This window comes from Nocardioides endophyticus (assembly GCF_039543845.1).
In the GTDB taxonomy this organism is placed as follows: domain Bacteria; phylum Actinomycetota; class Actinomycetes; order Propionibacteriales; family Nocardioidaceae; genus Nocardioides; species Nocardioides endophyticus.
The window spans coordinates 160,080-174,750 of sequence record NZ_BAABKN010000005.1 but is presented as its reverse complement, the minus strand read 5'-3'; the positions used below and the strand labels follow the sequence as shown (position 1 = coordinate 174,750).

14 protein-coding genes, 2 tRNA genes and 1 pseudogene are annotated in these 14,671 nt (G+C 69.8%); 9 read left to right on the top strand and 8 right to left on the bottom strand.

Features of this window, described 5'->3' with window-relative positions:
- Window positions 1–61: 61 nt before the first annotated feature.
- The 6 genes from ABEA33_RS03155 to ABEA33_RS03130 all read left to right on the top strand — a co-directional run bounded on the left by ABEA33_RS03155 (window position 62) and on the right by ABEA33_RS03130 (window position 4,359).
- Window positions 62–793 carry a M15 family metallopeptidase gene (locus ABEA33_RS03155; RefSeq protein ID WP_345525109.1) on the top strand — a complete coding sequence of 244 codons (732 nt, stop codon included), beginning with the start codon at window positions 62–64 and terminating at the stop codon, window positions 791–793.
- A 24-nt stretch (window positions 794–817) separates the two neighbouring features.
- Window positions 818–1,627 carry a fumarylacetoacetate hydrolase family protein gene (locus ABEA33_RS03150; RefSeq protein WP_345525108.1) on the top strand — a complete coding sequence of 270 codons (810 nt, stop codon included), beginning with the start codon at window positions 818–820 and terminating at the stop codon, window positions 1,625–1,627.
- Complete coding sequence (gltX, locus tag ABEA33_RS03145) at window positions 1,624–3,090, top strand: glutamate--tRNA ligase (protein ID WP_345525107.1); 1,467 nt, start codon at window positions 1,624–1,626, stop codon at window positions 3,088–3,090. The genes ABEA33_RS03150 and gltX overlap by 4 nt, the downstream gene beginning before the upstream one ends.
- A gap of 17 nt (window positions 3,091–3,107) precedes the next feature.
- Complete coding sequence (locus ABEA33_RS03140; protein ID WP_345525106.1) at window positions 3,108–4,070, top strand: CPBP family intramembrane glutamic endopeptidase; 963 nt, start codon at window positions 3,108–3,110, stop codon at window positions 4,068–4,070.
- A gap of 51 nt (window positions 4,071–4,121) precedes the next feature.
- Window positions 4,122–4,193, top strand: a tRNA-Gln gene (locus ABEA33_RS03135).
- A 93-nt stretch (window positions 4,194–4,286) separates the two neighbouring features.
- Window positions 4,287–4,359, top strand: a tRNA-Glu gene (locus ABEA33_RS03130).
- A 186-nt stretch (window positions 4,360–4,545) separates the two neighbouring features.
- Here the strand turns inward: ABEA33_RS03130 and ABEA33_RS27350 are convergent.
- Window positions 4,546–5,598, bottom strand: a pseudogene (locus ABEA33_RS27350) (tyrosine-type recombinase/integrase); the annotation flags it as partial.
- A 38-nt stretch (window positions 5,599–5,636) separates the two neighbouring features.
- Window positions 5,637–5,876, bottom strand: a complete 240-nt coding sequence (locus ABEA33_RS03125; RefSeq protein ID WP_345525105.1) for a helix-turn-helix transcriptional regulator — start codon at window positions 5,874–5,876, stop codon at window positions 5,637–5,639.
- Between the two features lie 109 nt (window positions 5,877–5,985).
- On the opposite strand from ABEA33_RS03125, the gene ABEA33_RS03120 reads away from it, so the two are divergent.
- Window positions 5,986–6,630, top strand: a complete 645-nt coding sequence (locus tag ABEA33_RS03120; protein WP_345525104.1) for a helix-turn-helix domain-containing protein — start codon at window positions 5,986–5,988, stop codon at window positions 6,628–6,630.
- On the opposite strand, the gene mobF is transcribed toward ABEA33_RS03120, so the two are convergent.
- A complete protein-coding gene (mobF, locus tag ABEA33_RS03115) occupies window positions 6,627–9,212 on the bottom strand; it encodes a MobF family relaxase (RefSeq protein WP_345525103.1) in 2,586 nt (861 codons plus the stop codon). The two genes, ABEA33_RS03120 and mobF, sit on opposite strands and share 4 nt — an antisense overlap.
- A gap of 285 nt (window positions 9,213–9,497) precedes the next feature.
- Between mobF and ABEA33_RS27575 the strand changes: the two genes are divergently transcribed.
- Complete coding sequence (locus ABEA33_RS27575; RefSeq protein WP_486348355.1) at window positions 9,498–9,722, top strand: DUF3024 domain-containing protein; 225 nt, start codon at window positions 9,498–9,500, stop codon at window positions 9,720–9,722.
- 330 nt (window positions 9,723–10,052) lie between these two features.
- Here the strand turns inward: ABEA33_RS27575 and ABEA33_RS03110 are convergent, their stop codons facing one another.
- Both ABEA33_RS03110 and ABEA33_RS03105 read right to left on the bottom strand, forming a co-directional pair.
- On the bottom strand, window positions 10,053–10,499 hold the full coding sequence (locus tag ABEA33_RS03110; RefSeq protein WP_345525102.1) for a hypothetical protein: 447 nt from the start codon (window positions 10,497–10,499) through the stop codon (window positions 10,053–10,055).
- A gap of 140 nt (window positions 10,500–10,639) precedes the next feature.
- Window positions 10,640–11,452, bottom strand: a complete 813-nt coding sequence (locus tag ABEA33_RS03105) for a COG4705 family protein (protein WP_345525101.1) — start codon at window positions 11,450–11,452, stop codon at window positions 10,640–10,642.
- A 102-nt stretch (window positions 11,453–11,554) separates the two neighbouring features.
- Here ABEA33_RS03105 and ABEA33_RS03100 point away from each other — a divergent pair, with 102 nt between their 5' ends.
- A complete protein-coding gene (locus ABEA33_RS03100; RefSeq protein WP_345525100.1) occupies window positions 11,555–11,920 on the top strand; it encodes a hypothetical protein in 366 nt (121 codons plus the stop codon).
- Between the two features lie 5 nt (window positions 11,921–11,925).
- Here the strand turns inward: ABEA33_RS03100 and ABEA33_RS03095 are convergent, their stop codons facing one another.
- From ABEA33_RS03095 to ABEA33_RS03085, 3 genes are read right to left on the bottom strand one after another with little or no spacing between them, the layout of a single operon-like run.
- Window positions 11,926–13,395 (bottom strand): glycosyltransferase family 39 protein, encoded by a 1,470-nt coding sequence (locus ABEA33_RS03095; RefSeq protein ID WP_345525099.1) that lies wholly within the window; start codon window positions 13,393–13,395, stop codon window positions 11,926–11,928.
- On the bottom strand, window positions 13,392–13,895 hold the full coding sequence (locus ABEA33_RS03090; protein WP_345525098.1) for a GtrA family protein: 504 nt from the start codon (window positions 13,893–13,895) through the stop codon (window positions 13,392–13,394). The genes ABEA33_RS03095 and ABEA33_RS03090 overlap by 4 nt, the downstream gene beginning before the upstream one ends.
- Entirely contained in the window at window positions 13,885–14,658 is a 774-nt protein-coding gene (locus tag ABEA33_RS03085) for a polyprenol monophosphomannose synthase (protein ID WP_345525097.1), read from the bottom strand. Before ABEA33_RS03085 ends, ABEA33_RS03090 begins: the two co-directional genes overlap by 11 nt.
- Between the last annotated feature and the right edge of the window lie 13 nt (window positions 14,659–14,671).

Sequence of the window (14,671 nt, the reverse complement as noted above, 5' to 3'; positions counted from 1 at the left end):
CAACCTGTGGGCCTTCCGCTCCGGTCATCGAGATGTGAGTAACACGCGAACGTCCGTCGGGGTGGCCGCAGCCATTGTCCTGCTCGCGACGGGGTGCGCGAGCGTCGGCGCAGCGCCGGTCGGGGAAGGAGCTCTCTCGACGCCCGCGGCCGTCGCGACTCTTCGGTCCGAGGGGCATGAGGACCCCCAGCCCGGCACCACACAGCCCTTCGACCGCTCCGCCCACTCGACGACCAACCCCGCGAGCATCTGGGTGGTGATCAACAAGACGCACCCGATCGACGCCGCTTACCGCCCGGCGATCTCGCTGGTCCGCGGCTACCAGGTCGCCGTCCCGGCGGCCGGGCCGCTGACTCGCCTGCTCGCCGACAGCGACGGGCTCGGTCTGGGCTTCAAGATCGCGAGCGCCTACCGCTCCTACGGCTACCAGGCGAGCGTCTACGGCAACATCGTGGCCGCGAGCGGTCAGTCGGCGGCCGACCGGGTGTCCGCCCGGCCCGGCCACAGCGAGCACCAGACGGGGCTCGCCGCCGACCTGGTCACCCCGGCGAGCCCGGGCTGCGACTTCGAGGCCTGCTTCGCCCGTACGCCGGGCGGCCGGTGGCTCGCGCGCAACGCATGGCGCTACGGCTTCGTGGTGCGCTACCAACCGGGTTCCACCGCCGTCACCGGCTACTCGCCCGAGCCCTGGCACCTGCGGTACGTCGGGCGGCCGCTGGCCGCTGAGCTCCGCCGCACCGACACCGACACCCTCGAGCAGTTCTTCGCCATCAACGGCGGCGACTACCCGTAGTACCGGGGTCGATAGGGTCAGTGCGTGCGTATCGCGAGATTCACCACGGGCGAAGACCCGATGTACGGCGTGGTCACCGGCGAGGTCGACCAGTTCGGCCAGCCCGACCCCGAGAGCGTGGTCGTCGCCCTGGCGGGCGACCCCCTGTACGTCGGGGTGAAGCTGCTCGACCAGGAGTTCAAGCTGGAGGACGTCCGCCTGCTGGCGCCGGTCCTCCCGCGGAGCAAGGTCGTGGGCATCGGGCGCAACTACGCCGCGCACGCGGCGGAGATGGGCAACGACCTCCCGACCGAGCCGCTGATGTTCCTCAAGCCCAACACCAGCGTGGTCGGTCCCGGCGACCCGATCTTCTACCCGCCGCAGACCAAGAACCTGCACTTCGAGGGCGAGCTCGCGGTCGTGATCGGGCGGATCTGTCGCGACGTGCCGCCCGAGCAGGCGACCGACGTCATCCACGGTTACACGATCGCCAACGACGTCACCGCGCGCGACCTGCAGAAGGGCGACGTGCAGTTCACCCGGGCCAAGGGCTTCGACTCGTTCTGCCCGCTCGGGCCGTGGGTCGAGACCGACCTGGACCCGGCCGACTTCGCCGAGGGCCGCGCCGTCCAGACCTACCTCAACGGCGACCTCAAGCAGGACGGGTCGACCAAGGACCTGATCTTCGACATCCCCACGCTGATCGCGCACGTCTCCAGCGTCATGACGTTGCTCCCGGGCGACGTCATCCTCACCGGCACCCCCGAGGGTGTCGGTCCCATGGAGGTCGGTGACGAGGTCGAGATCTCGATCGCCGGTCTCGGCACTCTCACGAACAAGGTGGCACAGCGATGAACGCCCCGGTCCGCGTCCGCATGGCCCCCAGCCCGACCGGGAGCCCGCACGTCGGCCTGGTCCGGACGGCGCTCTTCAACTGGGCGTTCGCGCGTCACCACGGTGGCACCTTCGTCTTCCGCATCGAGGACACCGACAAGGAGCGCAGCACCCAGGAGTCGTACGACGCGATCCTCGACCTGATGCGCTGGCTCGGCCTCGACTGGGACGAGGGCCCCGAGGTCGGCGGCCCCTACGCGCCGTACCGCCAGAGCGAGCGCAGCGACCTCTACACCGACGCGCTGGCCAAGCTGGCCGCGTCGTCGTACACCTACGACTGCTTCTGCACCACCGAGGAGGTCGACGCGCGTCGCAAGGCCTCCGGCTCCAAGGTGATGGGGTACGACGGCTTCTGCCGCGATCTCTCGGCCGAGCAGCGGGCGGCGTTCGAGGCCGAGGGGCGGAAGCCGGTTGTGCGGTTCCGGATGCCCGAGGGCTCGATCACCTGGAACGACCTGGTCCGCGGCGAGGTGACGTTCGAGACGCAGTTCGTCCCCGACTTCGCGCTGTGCCGGGCCAACGGCGACCCGCTCTACACGCTGGTCAACCCGGTCGACGACGCGCTGATGCGGATCACCCACGTGCTGCGCGGCGAGGACCTGCTCTCCAGCACCCCGCGCCAGATCCCGCTGCACGCCGCGCTGATCGAGCTCGGCATCGGCACCGTGATGCCGGAGTTCGGCCACCTGCCGTTCGTCATGGGCGAGGGCAACAAGAAGCTGTCGAAGCGCGACCCCGAGGCGCATGCCCTCGCCTATCGCGACCAGGGCTTCCTGCCCGAAGGACTGCTCAACTACCTGGCCCTGCTGGGCTGGGCGATCGCTGCGGACCGCGATGTCTTCTCGATGGAGGAGATGGTGGCGGCCTTCGAGATCGGCGACGTCAACCCCAACCCGGCCCGTTTCGACATCAAGAAGGCCGACGCGATCAACTCGGCCCAGATGCGTCTGCTGTCGGTGGAGGACGTCACCGACCGCGCGCTGCCCTTCCTCAAGGCGGCTGGCGTGGTCTCCGACCCGGTCAGTGACGCGGACGCGCAGCTGCTCGAGCAGGCGATGCCGCTGGTCGCCGAGCGGATCAACAAGCTCACCGAGGCCGTCGACATGCTCGGCTTCCTCTTCGTGGACGAGGCGTCGTTCGCGGTGGACGAGGCGGACGCCGAGAAGCTCCTGAACGACGACGGGCGCGCCGTCGTCGCGCGGGCGCGTGGCAAGCTCGAGGGCCTGCACGAGTGGTCGACCGCGGCGATCCAGGACGCGCTCCAGGCCGAGCTCGTCGACGCCATGGGGCTCAAGCCGCGCAACGCCTTCGGGCCGGTCCGGGTGGCCGTCACCGGCCGCCGGATCTCTCCGCCGCTCTTCGAGTCGATGGAGCTGCTCGGCCGCGAGCGCTCGTTGGGTCGACTGCAGAGCGCTCTGGGCTGAGATGGCCGAGGGCTGACGTGGCAGAGGATCTGGGGCAGGGCCTGCCCTACCACCTCGTCCAACGAGGCGGCCGGCCCGGCGTGTGGCGACCGGTCCTCGGCGTCGGCGCGCTCGTCGTGTCCTTCGTGCTGGTCGTGCCGCTGCTCATCCAGGTGCCGTTCGCGATCGGGCTGGAGCTCGCTGGCCGTGACGTGGCCGATGGCCTCAACCAGCTCCTCGACTTCGACGATCCCACCCCACTCGGACTCGCCTACCTCAACATCTCCCTGGCTTGCGCGATCCCGGTTGCGTGGCTGCTCACTCGGGCGCTCCACGGGCTCCGTCCCGGTTGGCTCGCGTCGATCGCTCCGCGGATCCGCTGGAGCTGGATGCTGGTCTGCTTCGGGCTCGCCTTCGTCGCGCTCTTCGCGACGCTGGTCGTCTCGGCGATGGTGCCTGCGTCCGCGGAGGACGTGCAGGTGAGCGGGGAGCTCAACGAGTTCACGAGCACGACCCGCGACTACCTGCTCGTCATCCTGCTGCTCACCCCGCTGCAGGCGGCAGGGGAGGAGTACGCCTTCCGCGGCTACCTGACCCAGGCCTTCGGCAACGTCTTCGGCAAGGCGTGGGCCGCGGTGCTCTTCCCGGCCCTGCTCTTCGCGCTCGCCCACGGCAGCCAGAGTGCGCCGGTCTTCTTCGACCGGTTCGCCTTCGGCGTCGTGGCCGGCCTCGCCGTCGTCCTGACCGGAGGCCTCGAGGCGGGCATCGCGATGCACGTCCTGAACAACTGGCTGGCCTTCGGCATCGCGCTGGCCTTCAGCGACATGGCGTCGACGCTCAATCCGACCGGCGACAGCTGGTGGACGATCCCGGTGACCCTCACCCAGTCGCTGGTCTTCCTCGGCCTCGTGGTCTGGGTAGGCCGCCGGATGGGCGTCCGGACCGCCACCGAAACGCCAGCAGAGCCGGGCGTTTTGGTCGGCTCCAGACCTCGCGTGTAAGGTTTCTTCTCGCCCGGAGACGGGCTCGAAGGCCCTGCTGATCGGGGCCATTGGGATATGGTGTAATTGGCAACACGACTGGTTCTGGTCCAGTTATTCTAGGTTCGAGTCCTAGTATCCCAGCGAAGATCGCCACCTCAGAGGTGGCGATTTTGTGCGTCACGACAGCTACGGCTAGAGTTTCGCAGGTTGTTCGGGAGCCTCTCCCGAGGACATGCCCCCGTTGTGTAGCGGCCTAGCACGCCGCCCTCTCAAGGCGGTAGCGCCGGTTCGAATCCGGTCGGGGGTACAGGTCAGAAAAGGGGCCCTGACCAGCGAAAACGCTGGACAGGGCCTCTTCTGCATTTCGGCCGAATTCGGCTTCGGGCAACACTGGGGCAACACGGGGCAACAGACGTCGCCGCTGCTGGGCGGCCTCGCGGGCCCGATCGAGCGCGTCCCCGACCTCGTCGAGACGGTCCTCGAAGAGGTGACCGTAGGTGTCCAGCGTCATCGTGGCCGAGCTGTGTCCGAGCATCTGCTGGACGACCTTGACGTCGGCGCCGCTCGCGATCGCCAGGCTCGCCGCCGTGTGCCGGAGCTTATGCGGGGACAGGTCCGGTACGTCGATGGCTCGGGCGGCCGCGCTGAATGCCGTACGGAAGGTGCTGACCCGTAGCGGCTGGCCGTTGCGGATGCCGGCGAACACGAGGTCGTCGGGCTTCCTGCCGACGATGTGGTCGGCGAGCTCGGCTGAGAGGAAGCGCGGGATCGGAACCTCGCGTCGCTGGTGGGTCTTGGGTGTGCCCCAGACGAGTCCTTGGCCTTGGACCGGAGTCACGGACTCGGCGATGACCGCGCGGTTGCGCCTCACGTCGAGCCGGGCGACGCGGAGCGCCGCCATGTCTCCGAAGCGGACCCCCGTGTAGGCCAGGAACAGCACCACGAGTCGGTAGGTCTCGTTGGCGCGGGTGTCGAGGCTGCTGAACTTGCTCGCGTCGGATGGGTAACCGGTCCCTGTTGCGAGATCCTCGACCTGGTCGTGGGTCAGGTAGCGGTGCTCGTGCTTTCCGACCCGCGGCAGATTGACCCCGGTCGCCACGTTGCGCGCGAGCCGGCCGTCCTTGACCGCCATGTCGAGGACCAGGCTGAGGACCCGATGGATCTTCTGGACGGTCGCGGGGGAGTGATGCCTTGTCAGTTCAGTGATCCAGGCCTGCACGTCACCGTGCGAGACGTTGGCGAGCTTCACCTGGTCCCACTTGGGGCGGATGTGCTTGCTCAGGATTCCGGCGTATCGGGAGTGAGTGGTCGGCTTGAGGTGCGCTTGGCCGTCGAGCCAGCGCTGTGCCCACTCGCCGACGGTGACCTTTGAGAGTGCTGGGTCGACGTACGTGCCCACGACCTTGGCGTTCTCGACTCCGGCGAGGAAGCGCTCGGCATCCACCTTGCGGGTGAAGGTCTTGTTGCGCTGGTTCCCCGCGGGCGTGCGGTAGTGCGCACGCCAGGACGTCTGACCGTCACGGATGCGCTTCTCGATGCTGGCCATGACTCATCCTGCCTTCCGGACCGGGCGGCTGTCGTCGGTCACCGTCGGTCCTGGGGACGGTTGGTCTGGTCGGTGAGCCAGAAAGTGAGGTCGGTGCGCCAGTAGCGGACGTGGCGGCCGATCTTGAAGCTGCGGGGTCCGCATCCGAGGTGGCGCCAGTAGCGGAGGGTGCCTTCGGGGACGCGGAGGTAGGCGCAGGCTTCCTGGAGGGTGAGCACCTCGTCGCCGGGGCTTCTGGCGACGCGGTGCTCGTCGGGGTTGAGAGGTGATGCGGTCATGGTGATGCTCCTCGATGAATTCGACCCGGGCGGGCCGCGGCCGGTGGTTTCCGGCCTTGTCCATGAGGTGGGTATGGATTCCCAATCGATGATCGGCGATATTTAGTGCGTGGAGCCGAAGACGGTGATCGAGGTGGCCCGCCGGAAGGCGGGATTGTCGCAGCGTCGTCTGGCCGAGATCGCGCGGACTCAGCAGTCGTCGGTCTCGGAGTACGAGTCACGGCGTAAGTCTCCGACGTTGGAGGTGGTCGAGCGGCTGCTGGATGCCGCCGGCGCGGAGCTCGCCGTGAAGCCGACGGTGTTCTGGGAGTTCGTCGAGGACCCGGATATCGGAACGTTCGGTGTGCCGGACCGGTTGTGGTCGGTCCCGATCCCCGAGTGCTTCGCGCGCGTCCAGGGCTGGAAGTACGTCTTCCCCGCCGAGGTCCACACGAGTTGGTCCGAGGACATCCGGATCTGGGACCTCTCGGAGGAGACCGAACGGATCGGCTTCTACGAGCTGCTCTTGCAACACGGTGCGCCGCCGATGATCGAGGGTGCGGTCGATGGGGTGCTGCTGATTCAGGCGTGGGCACGGATGAGCCTCCCCGAGGCGATCCGGACGCGATGGCAGCCGTTGATCGACGCGACCACGGCCACCCAGAAGGGGCCGCTGCATGACCCGGGCAGGTTCAACGCCTGGATGGCGAACGAGATCGGCGTTCCACTGCCGGTGAAGAGGCGGCGGCGCCGCCGCCCCCGGTCCGAGGATTAAAGGGTCAGGCCGCGGCCGTGCCTCGACGGTGCAGGCGGCGGCGGAGGAGCCGGGCGGCGTGCATTGGGGCCGTAGCGGTCGATGGCGTCGATGGCCTGGTGCCGCGCGTTCGCCGGTCCGAGGTCGGCACGGTCGCGACTGAACACCTCGACCCACTGCCTCCTGGCATCCTCGAGGTCCTCGGCGACCAGATGCGCGGTGTTGGCCCGTCGGCCCCGGGTCATCGCGACGTACGCGGCGGCGGCACCGGTGTGCTCGCCGATCAGGACGTGCGCGGCCTCGACGGTGTCGCCCTGGGCACCGTGGACGGTGGTGGCGTAGGCGAGCTCGACGAACCGCTGCGCGTACTCGGCCGGAACCACCCGATCCCGCCCGTGGCCGTGGAGCACCACGCCGCCATCGTCGCCGATGCCGGCCACAGTCCAGGTCTGTCGGTTCGTGACCTGCAGGTCAGCGTCGTTGTGTCGGGTCGCCACCCGGTCACCCAGCCCAATCCGTTCGCCGGCGGCGGTAGTGGTGATGACCTCGCCGCAATCGGCTTTGTGGTGGTGGTCGCGGATGGTGGCGTTGAGCTCGGCGACCTGCTCGCGGGTGCTCGCGACGACCAGGTCACCGCGCGCGCCAACTTCTGCGAGTGCCGCGGTGCGTTCGACCTCGGAGGGGTGGACCACGACGCGGCCTCGGCGGACCAGGGCGTCGAACACACCGCCCGGGTCATCCCCGGTGCGCATCCGCAGACTCAGGGCGGCGTAGTCGGGGTCGGCGAATCGGTGCACGGCGTCCAGGGTGACCACGGCGCTCGGGTGCGCCCACGCGACGGCATGGTCGAGCACGCCGCCGCGACCGACGGCCGGGAGCTGGTGCCGGTCCCCGATGAGCGCGACCCGGGCGCCTGTCTCGTCCGCGACCGTGAGCAGGGCGCGGGCGGTGTCCTGGTCGAGCATCCCGGCCTCATCGACCAGCAGCAGGTCCCCGGGGCGAAGACGTGCCGACGGGTCCGAGCGGGGGTTGGGTTCACGCGTCCAGTGCCCGTCGTCGTCCCAGCGCCACCCATGCTGGTGGACCATCCACGCTGCGGAGTGCCCTTCGGCGCCGGTCTCGTCGGCGGCGACCTCCGCGGCCTTCAACGTCGGAGACACGACCATCAGCCGGTGCCCCTGTCCGGCGAGTACCTCCTGCGTGGTCCGCAGGGCCGTGGTCTTGCCCGCCCCGGCGGCACCTTCGACCACCACCAGGGGCCCGTCGGCGGCCAAGACGCCGACCACGGCGGCCTGGGTCGGGCCGATCCGGACCAGCCCACGCCCGCAGACGCGGACGCGTCGCGCCGGCTTCTCCGAGCGGCGCGCGAGCCGGGCGATCAGATCGGCCTCCACCTCCAGAACTTGAGGCGACGTGAGGGACCGGACGTGCTCAGGCACATCGGGCTGGTTCAGCAACCGGACGCACCGGTCGGCGGCTCGGGCGGCGATGTCCTCGGCGAGCTCGCCCCGCACGGCGGAGTCGGCGAGCAGGCCGGTCTCGGCGAGGAGGACCTCGGTCTTCCCGCGGAGGTCGGCGGTGTTCCACGCTGACTGCTTTGCCCCGAGCCTCGCGACGACCAGGTCGGCCGCGGCATCCCGATCGATCCACCCCGGCCGCGTCCCCGCCAACACAACAGCCGCGTCACGTTCAACGTAACCGAGCTCGCGCAGCTCCTCGTTCCAACGAGTCACCAGCTCGCGGCCGTCCGTCGGGACGACCTTGTCCGGACGAGCCTGCGCCCACGCCGACTGGTCCCACGCCTCACGCAGCCGCAGGCCGGGCTCCTCACCGGGATGCTCGCCACGCCAGGTCGCCTCGTAGCGGTCGACGTTGCGGCAGATCTGCGCGGACCGGGCGCTGAACGCCCCCACGTACGGGGCCAGCTCCTGGATCTCGTGGGTCGCCGGGTCGAGCGTAAACCCGTGCGCCGCGAGCACCGCCCGGAACTGCGGGTCGGTGGCCACCGCGGCGTGCCCGATTCCGTTGATGGCCTCGATGCTGTCGCGGATCCCGACCGAGTGGATACCCCGCCATGCCCCGGCGGCGTAGACGCGGGCGTTGACTTGGAGGTGGAGGTGGCGGTGGGGATCCCCGGCACGTGACGTGTAGTGCCTGATCACGGCCGCCTCGATCCGCTCAACCGGCACTTGCACCTGGCGTCCGCGCGGCCCGACCCGAGTCGTCGCATGCTGAGCCACCCAGCCGACGATCTCGGCAGCGGCCCTGTCCTGCGCCGCGTCCAACGCCGCCGAGATGTCCGGGTGAAGCGCAGCCGCCAGCGACCAGGTCTTTGGGCCATTCACCACCACCTCGACGAACCGCAGGGCATTCGCGTCGTCACGGACCCGACCCTTCCTGAGGCCCGTGTCGACGTCGATCCCAGCGACCCACCGCTCATACGTTTCGCCGTCCATCAAGCCCGCGCGCTCGACACCGGACGGCGACGCGGTGAGTCGCTCGGCGACGCCGGTGCCCTCACCGAGGTAGTAGTCGTCGGCCCTGGAACTATCGCGCTCTACGTAGGCACGCGCCGCACGAGCGGCACCGCGATAGAACTTCACCCCGCCACGCACCCGGACCACCCGCGATCACTGGCTCCACGGTGTCCGTCGACAACCAACGGACGCCTAGAAATGCCGCGTGGGTCGCCCGACCACGGGCGACCCATCTACGAACCTTCGTAGCATGCGTGCCGCTTCGAAGACAGGGCTGGAAGCCCTTCAGCAGAGAGGATCTGAGTCAGATTCTCGGGATCGTGAAGAACCAACGGTGTCCAGTCGAAGGCGGACGAAGGTTCATCAGGCAGGTCGTCGATCGCAGGTCCTGGCTCGTCAGGTTCTTGGCACATGACTGTCCCGGAGACCGACCTCGCGCGCATTCGGAGGTTCTGCGAGAACCAGGTTCCGCCAGAGGTGACGGACAAGGTACGCGTGGAGCACCGCGTGCGCGGTCGGACAGTCACCATCGTCGAGCATCGACCGCCGTGGAATCCGGCGTCGGCCCTGAGTAGGAACCGAAGAACATCGACGTCCAGGGCTTCGAACCGGCTTGAGCGGCCGCCGATGCGGTGAGCATCCCAGGTCGAGTTTGAACCTGGCCTGTCTCCGTGTCCGATCAGACCAGTGCCGCGACGGTGGGCGACACAGCGGCCATGAATGTGGTCTTCGGCGGCTGAGCGTGACGTTCGTCGCCTGTGTCTGCTCGGTCGGACCGTTCGGTCCGCACTGGGTCAGCCGTCGCCCGAGCAACTCGCGTCTTGAGGTCGCCGGCGTCTCGATGCTGGTCAGGCACCGCAGTTCGTGCTGCAACTCGAGGTGCCGGTCGAGTGACATCGATGCAAAGGCGTGCATGGCGGCCGTTCCGAGTACGTCCGGTGCTCGACAAGCTCTGGTTTCGCAAGACTAGCCGGGCGTCTGCCTGGGGCCAGCGGGGACGGTCTTTACCGGAAGACCCCAGTGCTTGAGTCGGTGGGCGAGGTCCTGGTGGAGCCAGGTCGAGAGGTGGTGTTCTGGAAGCGCGAGCATGATCTCGTCGATGGGCTCGTCGGCGAGGGTCGACTCGATCGCGTCCATGGGGTCGTGGCGCACTGAGACGGAGCCGTTCACGCGGCAGCCGGTCACCTCCTTGATCCGGGGGAGGGCCCGGTACAGAGTCACCTCGGCCTCGGCCGCCTTGTCGTGGCGCTCGGGGTGCAGGAGATGCACCTCGGCACGGGCGGGGTTCAGCACGACCAGCCGGAACTGCACCTCACCTCCTTCGCCACGCCGGCGCAGGGCCTCCAGCAGGGCAGGGGTCGGCTCGACGTGGTCGGTGACGACCAGGACGCGCGTGGCTCGGCCTTCGGGCATTGCCGGTCCTTTCGGTATTCGCCGCAGCAGCCCCCGACGTCGGGCTCAGACGTCGGGGGCTGCCGACGGCTCGTGGAGCATGCTGCATCCGCTCACCTGCCGACTTCCTGACTGCTGGTCGCACCTGCGGGAGGACTGCGTCACCGGTGGGCGTCGGGGGCTGGTTCGTCGTCGCGGGTGTGCCTGAGCTCGGTGCGGTCCACGCGGCTCACGGTCAGGTAGATCACGGTGGCGAGGATGGCGGCGAGGAAGAGCACGCTGGTGACCAGCGTGCCGAGTCCGAGGCCGCCTTCGCTGCGAGGTGCGGAGAGGAAGTCGCCGATGTTGGCGCCGAGGGGTCGGGTCAGGATGTAGGCGAGCCAGAAGGACAGCACGGGATTCAGGCCCAGCTTCCAGGCGACTAGGACGGCGGTGATCAGGCTGGCGGAGATGAGGATCGAGGCGCCCGGCGACCAGCCGGTGAGCTCGAGCGTCCAGTCCCCGATCGCGGTGCCGAACGCGAAGGTCACCAGGACGACCAGCCAGTACCAGCTCTCGCGCGCGGTCGTGTTGATCGAGTGGATCGAGAGCGTTCCCTCCCGGGCGTACCAGAGCGTGAAGACGCCCGCGAGCAGCACTGCGAAGACGGTCGAGCTGACCCAGAGCGGCACCCCGCGAGCATCGGTGAGGTTGTCGGTCAGCAAGGTGCCGACCACGCTGATCAGCACGACGGCGAGCCAGTAAGGCCCGGGCACGTAGCCATCCAGTCGGAACTGCACGACCAGGGCGGCGATCAGGGCGACGCTGAAGAGGATCGTGGTGTTGGTGAGTCCGAAGCCGAGGGTCTCGTTGATGTAGTCGGCGAGGCTCTCGCCGACCGTGGTGCACAGGATCTTGATGATCCAGAAGAACACCGTGACCTCGGGCACCTTGTTGAGCATCTGACGGTGGCCGGTACCAAGTCGTGTAGTCATCACGGCGTGCATCCTGTGCGGCCCGGGCTGCCGACAACCTGACCGCCTGCAGCCGGGTCTGCAGTCAGGTGCGTGGCAGGTGTCTGCGTCTAGCGTCCCCGGATGATCGCGCCCTACGAGTCGACGGCGCTCCTCGTCGTCGCGGTCGCCCTGGTGGTCGACCACGGGATCGGGCTGCACCGGGGCGCCGCGGCGGACGTCCTGGTGGCCGCGGTCGGTGCCGCGACGTACGTCGAGGGCGTCGACCTGTCCACGCCGGTTGCAGCGCTGTGGCTGGTCGCCGCCGCCGTTGCGGGCGACCAGGTCGCACGGCTCGGAGGCTCCGCTCCGCGGCGAGACCCGCTCGGCCTGCTGGCGCAGACTCACACTGCGGGGGCGTACGCCGTCGCGTCGCTGCTCACCGCGGCGACGTGGACGCTCGGTCTGGTGCTGACCGGCTGGACGGCCGCCTGCGTCGTTCTGTCCTGACCCGGCTATCGGAGGTGGTAGACGCGGTAGTCGCCGATCACATCGTCCAGGTGGTACTCCCGATCGAACACCGCCTGCGCACGGCTCGTGTCCACGCCCCACGTGGCGAGCGACGCGCCGTTGACGACGGCCCAGGTCGGCGCGTCCGGTCCACCGATGACGTGGGTGAACTCGGCGAGGCCGGGGTCGAGCACGCGGACCGGGAGGCTCCAGAGCTGGGGGTAGGGACTGCCCAGTCCCGCGGCCTCGAGGATGGCGGGGTTGCCGAACCCGACCACGCCGGAGTCGCCGGCCGCCTTGTGGTCGGCGAGGTAACGGGCGACGGCCACATCGGACGGGACGTCGGTGTCGTGGACGACGAGGCCGACCGTCGCGACAACGGCGGCGGTGGTGGCGTACACGAGGGACGCGGCGGCCCACCGGACCCGGGCCGCACTGGACCCGGCGACCACGCTGGCGGCCAGCACCAGCCCGGGGACCAGGCCGAGCAGGTAGTGCAGCCAGTAGCTGCCGCCGAACGCGATCCCGACGACCTCCCACCCGAGCACGGCGGCGGCCAGCAGGCGGACGTCGGGACCGCCGGCCCGGCGGGACAGACCGGGCAGGAGGCCCAGCAGCACGATGACGATCGCACCGCTCGCGAGGAACGACGTCGACAGCGTCAGGGCCCTGCCGGGCGTCGCGGAGTTCGCCTCGCCCGAGATCACGGCGGCCGCCTGAGCCCGGAACGTGATCACGGCCTGCCAAAGCCCGATCGGCCCGGTGCCATGGGTCGCAGCCCAGACGAGCACGACCCCGAGGCAGACCACGGCCCCGAGTCCGACGTACGCGATCGCGTCGACGGCATCGCGCCCCCGCCGGTGCGTCGACAGCCAGACGACCACGACCGCCGCCAGCACGAAACCGTCGGCCATGCTCTGCTTCACCAGGACGGCCGCCATCGCGGCGACACCGGCACCCGCCCACCACCACCGGTTCGGCCGCTGCAGCGCCTGCAGCGTGCACAGCACGCTCGCCAGGACGAACGGGACCGCGAGCAGCTCGCCGTCGACCTCGCTGGCACCGAAGAGCGGTGTCGTCATGAACACGGCTGCCGTCGCTGCGACCAGCACGGGCGCGCGCCGTACGCCGGGTGCCGCGAGCCGGCCGATCCGGGCGGCCAGCAGCACCGAGGCCACGACGGCCAGCAGGCCGATGATCCGCAGCGCCAGCAGGCCGCCCCCGAGATCGGCCAGCTGGAAGATCCCGATGAGGAGCGGCGGTCGGTCCACCCAGTAGTCGCCGTACAGCGAGGTCCCGGGCGACCACTGCGAGGCGACGAGGAGGAATCCCCCCTCGTCGGAGGAGAGTGGGCGGGCGAGGTTCGGCAGCCACACCAGTGCAGCGGCCAGCGCGATCGCGGGCACCGCCCACGACCGGCGCAGGTGCGTCGACGGAACTGAGGAGGCAGCGGGGTGCGTCAGCAGGGAGGTCATGCGGGCACCCGCGCCCGGTGCCGGTCGTCCACCGGGCGCTCCGGCCCGGGGTCGACGGGCGTCTCCGTGAACACGAAGCTGTTGTAGGACCAGTACCGGAACGCGGTGCCCAGCCCCAGGCCGACGACGTTGGCCGAGATGTTGTCGGCCAGCGGGCTGGTGAGGCCGAGGACGTCGTGGCTGACGACGAGGCTGGCGACGGCGATGCCGAGGCCGACCAGGTTGAGCAGGACGAACCGGAAGACCTCGCGGCGGGTGTCGCCGGCGCGGTCGCGCCAGGTGAGCAGCCGGTTGCCGAGGTAGGTCACCACCATTGCGACGCACACGGCCAGCACCTTCGACACCGCCGGGTCCAGGGCCGCCGTGGGCGGCTGGCTGCGCAGCCAGTTGAAGGCGAGTACGTCGATGACGTACCCGGCACCACCCACGGCCAGGAACGTCAGCACCTCGCGACTCGGCAGCGGGAGGTGGACCCCGGTGGCCCTGGCCTCAGGCGGCACCGCTCGCTCCGATCGCGCTCGTGCCGTGGGTCCCACCGGCGAGCTCGCGGGCCCGCCACTGGAGGACCCGGAGCAGGGCCTCGAGCGCGACGCGGCCCGACATCTTGGACGCACCGGCCCGGCGCTCGGTGAAGGTGATCGGCAGCTCGAGGATCCGCGCGCCCGCCCTCTCGGCGTGCCAGGTGCACTCGATCTGGAAGCAGTAGCCGTTGGACTCCGTGGCGAGGATGCCGAGGTCAACCAACGCCGCGCTCCGCCAGGCCCGGAAGCCCGCGGTGGCATCGTGGGTGCGCAGCCCGAGGACGATGCGGACATAGCGGTTCGCGCTGCTGGACAGCAGCCGCCGGCTCGCCGCCCAGCTCGCGGCGCGACCACCGGCGACGTAGCGCGAGCCGATGACGAGCTCGTGCCGGTCCAGCGCGGCGAGCATCGCCGGGACGCGGTCGACCGGGTGCGAGCCGTCGGCATCCACCTGGACGATCGCGTCGTAGCCGTGGGCCAGTGCCCACCCGAACCCCGCCCGGTACGCCGCGCCGAGACCCTCCTTCGCCGTCCGGGAGAGCAGGTGCACCCGCCCGCCGTACGCCGGGTCCCGCCGGACAAGCAGACCGGTGCCGTCGGGGCTGCTGTCGTCGACGACCAGGACGTCGGCGTTGAGGTCGGTGGTCGCCACGAGCACCTCGTGCAGGAACACCTCGATGCTCTCCGCCTCGTTGTAGGTCGGGACGACGACGATGCAGCGGCGGCCGGCAGCGGTGGTCATGGTGCGACAGTGG

Excerpts from the sequence above, each read along its gene's own strand:
- gltX (WP_345525107.1), top strand. The coding sequence starts at position 1,624 with ATGAACGCCCCGGTCCGCGTCCGCATGGCCCCCAGCCCGACCGGGAGC.
- ABEA33_RS03125 (WP_345525105.1), bottom strand. The coding sequence starts at position 5,876 with ATGACCGCATCACCTCTCAACCCCGACGAGCACCGCGTCGCCAGAAGC.
- ABEA33_RS27575 (WP_486348355.1), top strand. The coding sequence starts at position 9,498 with ATGACTGTCCCGGAGACCGACCTCGCGCGCATTCGGAGGTTCTGCGAG.
- ABEA33_RS03110 (WP_345525102.1), bottom strand. The coding sequence starts at position 10,499 with ATGCCCGAAGGCCGAGCCACGCGCGTCCTGGTCGTCACCGACCACGTC.
- ABEA33_RS03105 (WP_345525101.1), bottom strand. The coding sequence starts at position 11,452 with ATGACTACACGACTTGGTACCGGCCACCGTCAGATGCTCAACAAGGTG.
- ABEA33_RS03100 (WP_345525100.1), top strand. The coding sequence starts at position 11,555 with ATGATCGCGCCCTACGAGTCGACGGCGCTCCTCGTCGTCGCGGTCGCC.
- ABEA33_RS03095 (WP_345525099.1), bottom strand. The coding sequence starts at position 13,395 with ATGACCTCCCTGCTGACGCACCCCGCTGCCTCCTCAGTTCCGTCGACG.
- ABEA33_RS03085 (WP_345525097.1), bottom strand. The coding sequence starts at position 14,658 with ATGACCACCGCTGCCGGCCGCCGCTGCATCGTCGTCGTCCCGACCTAC.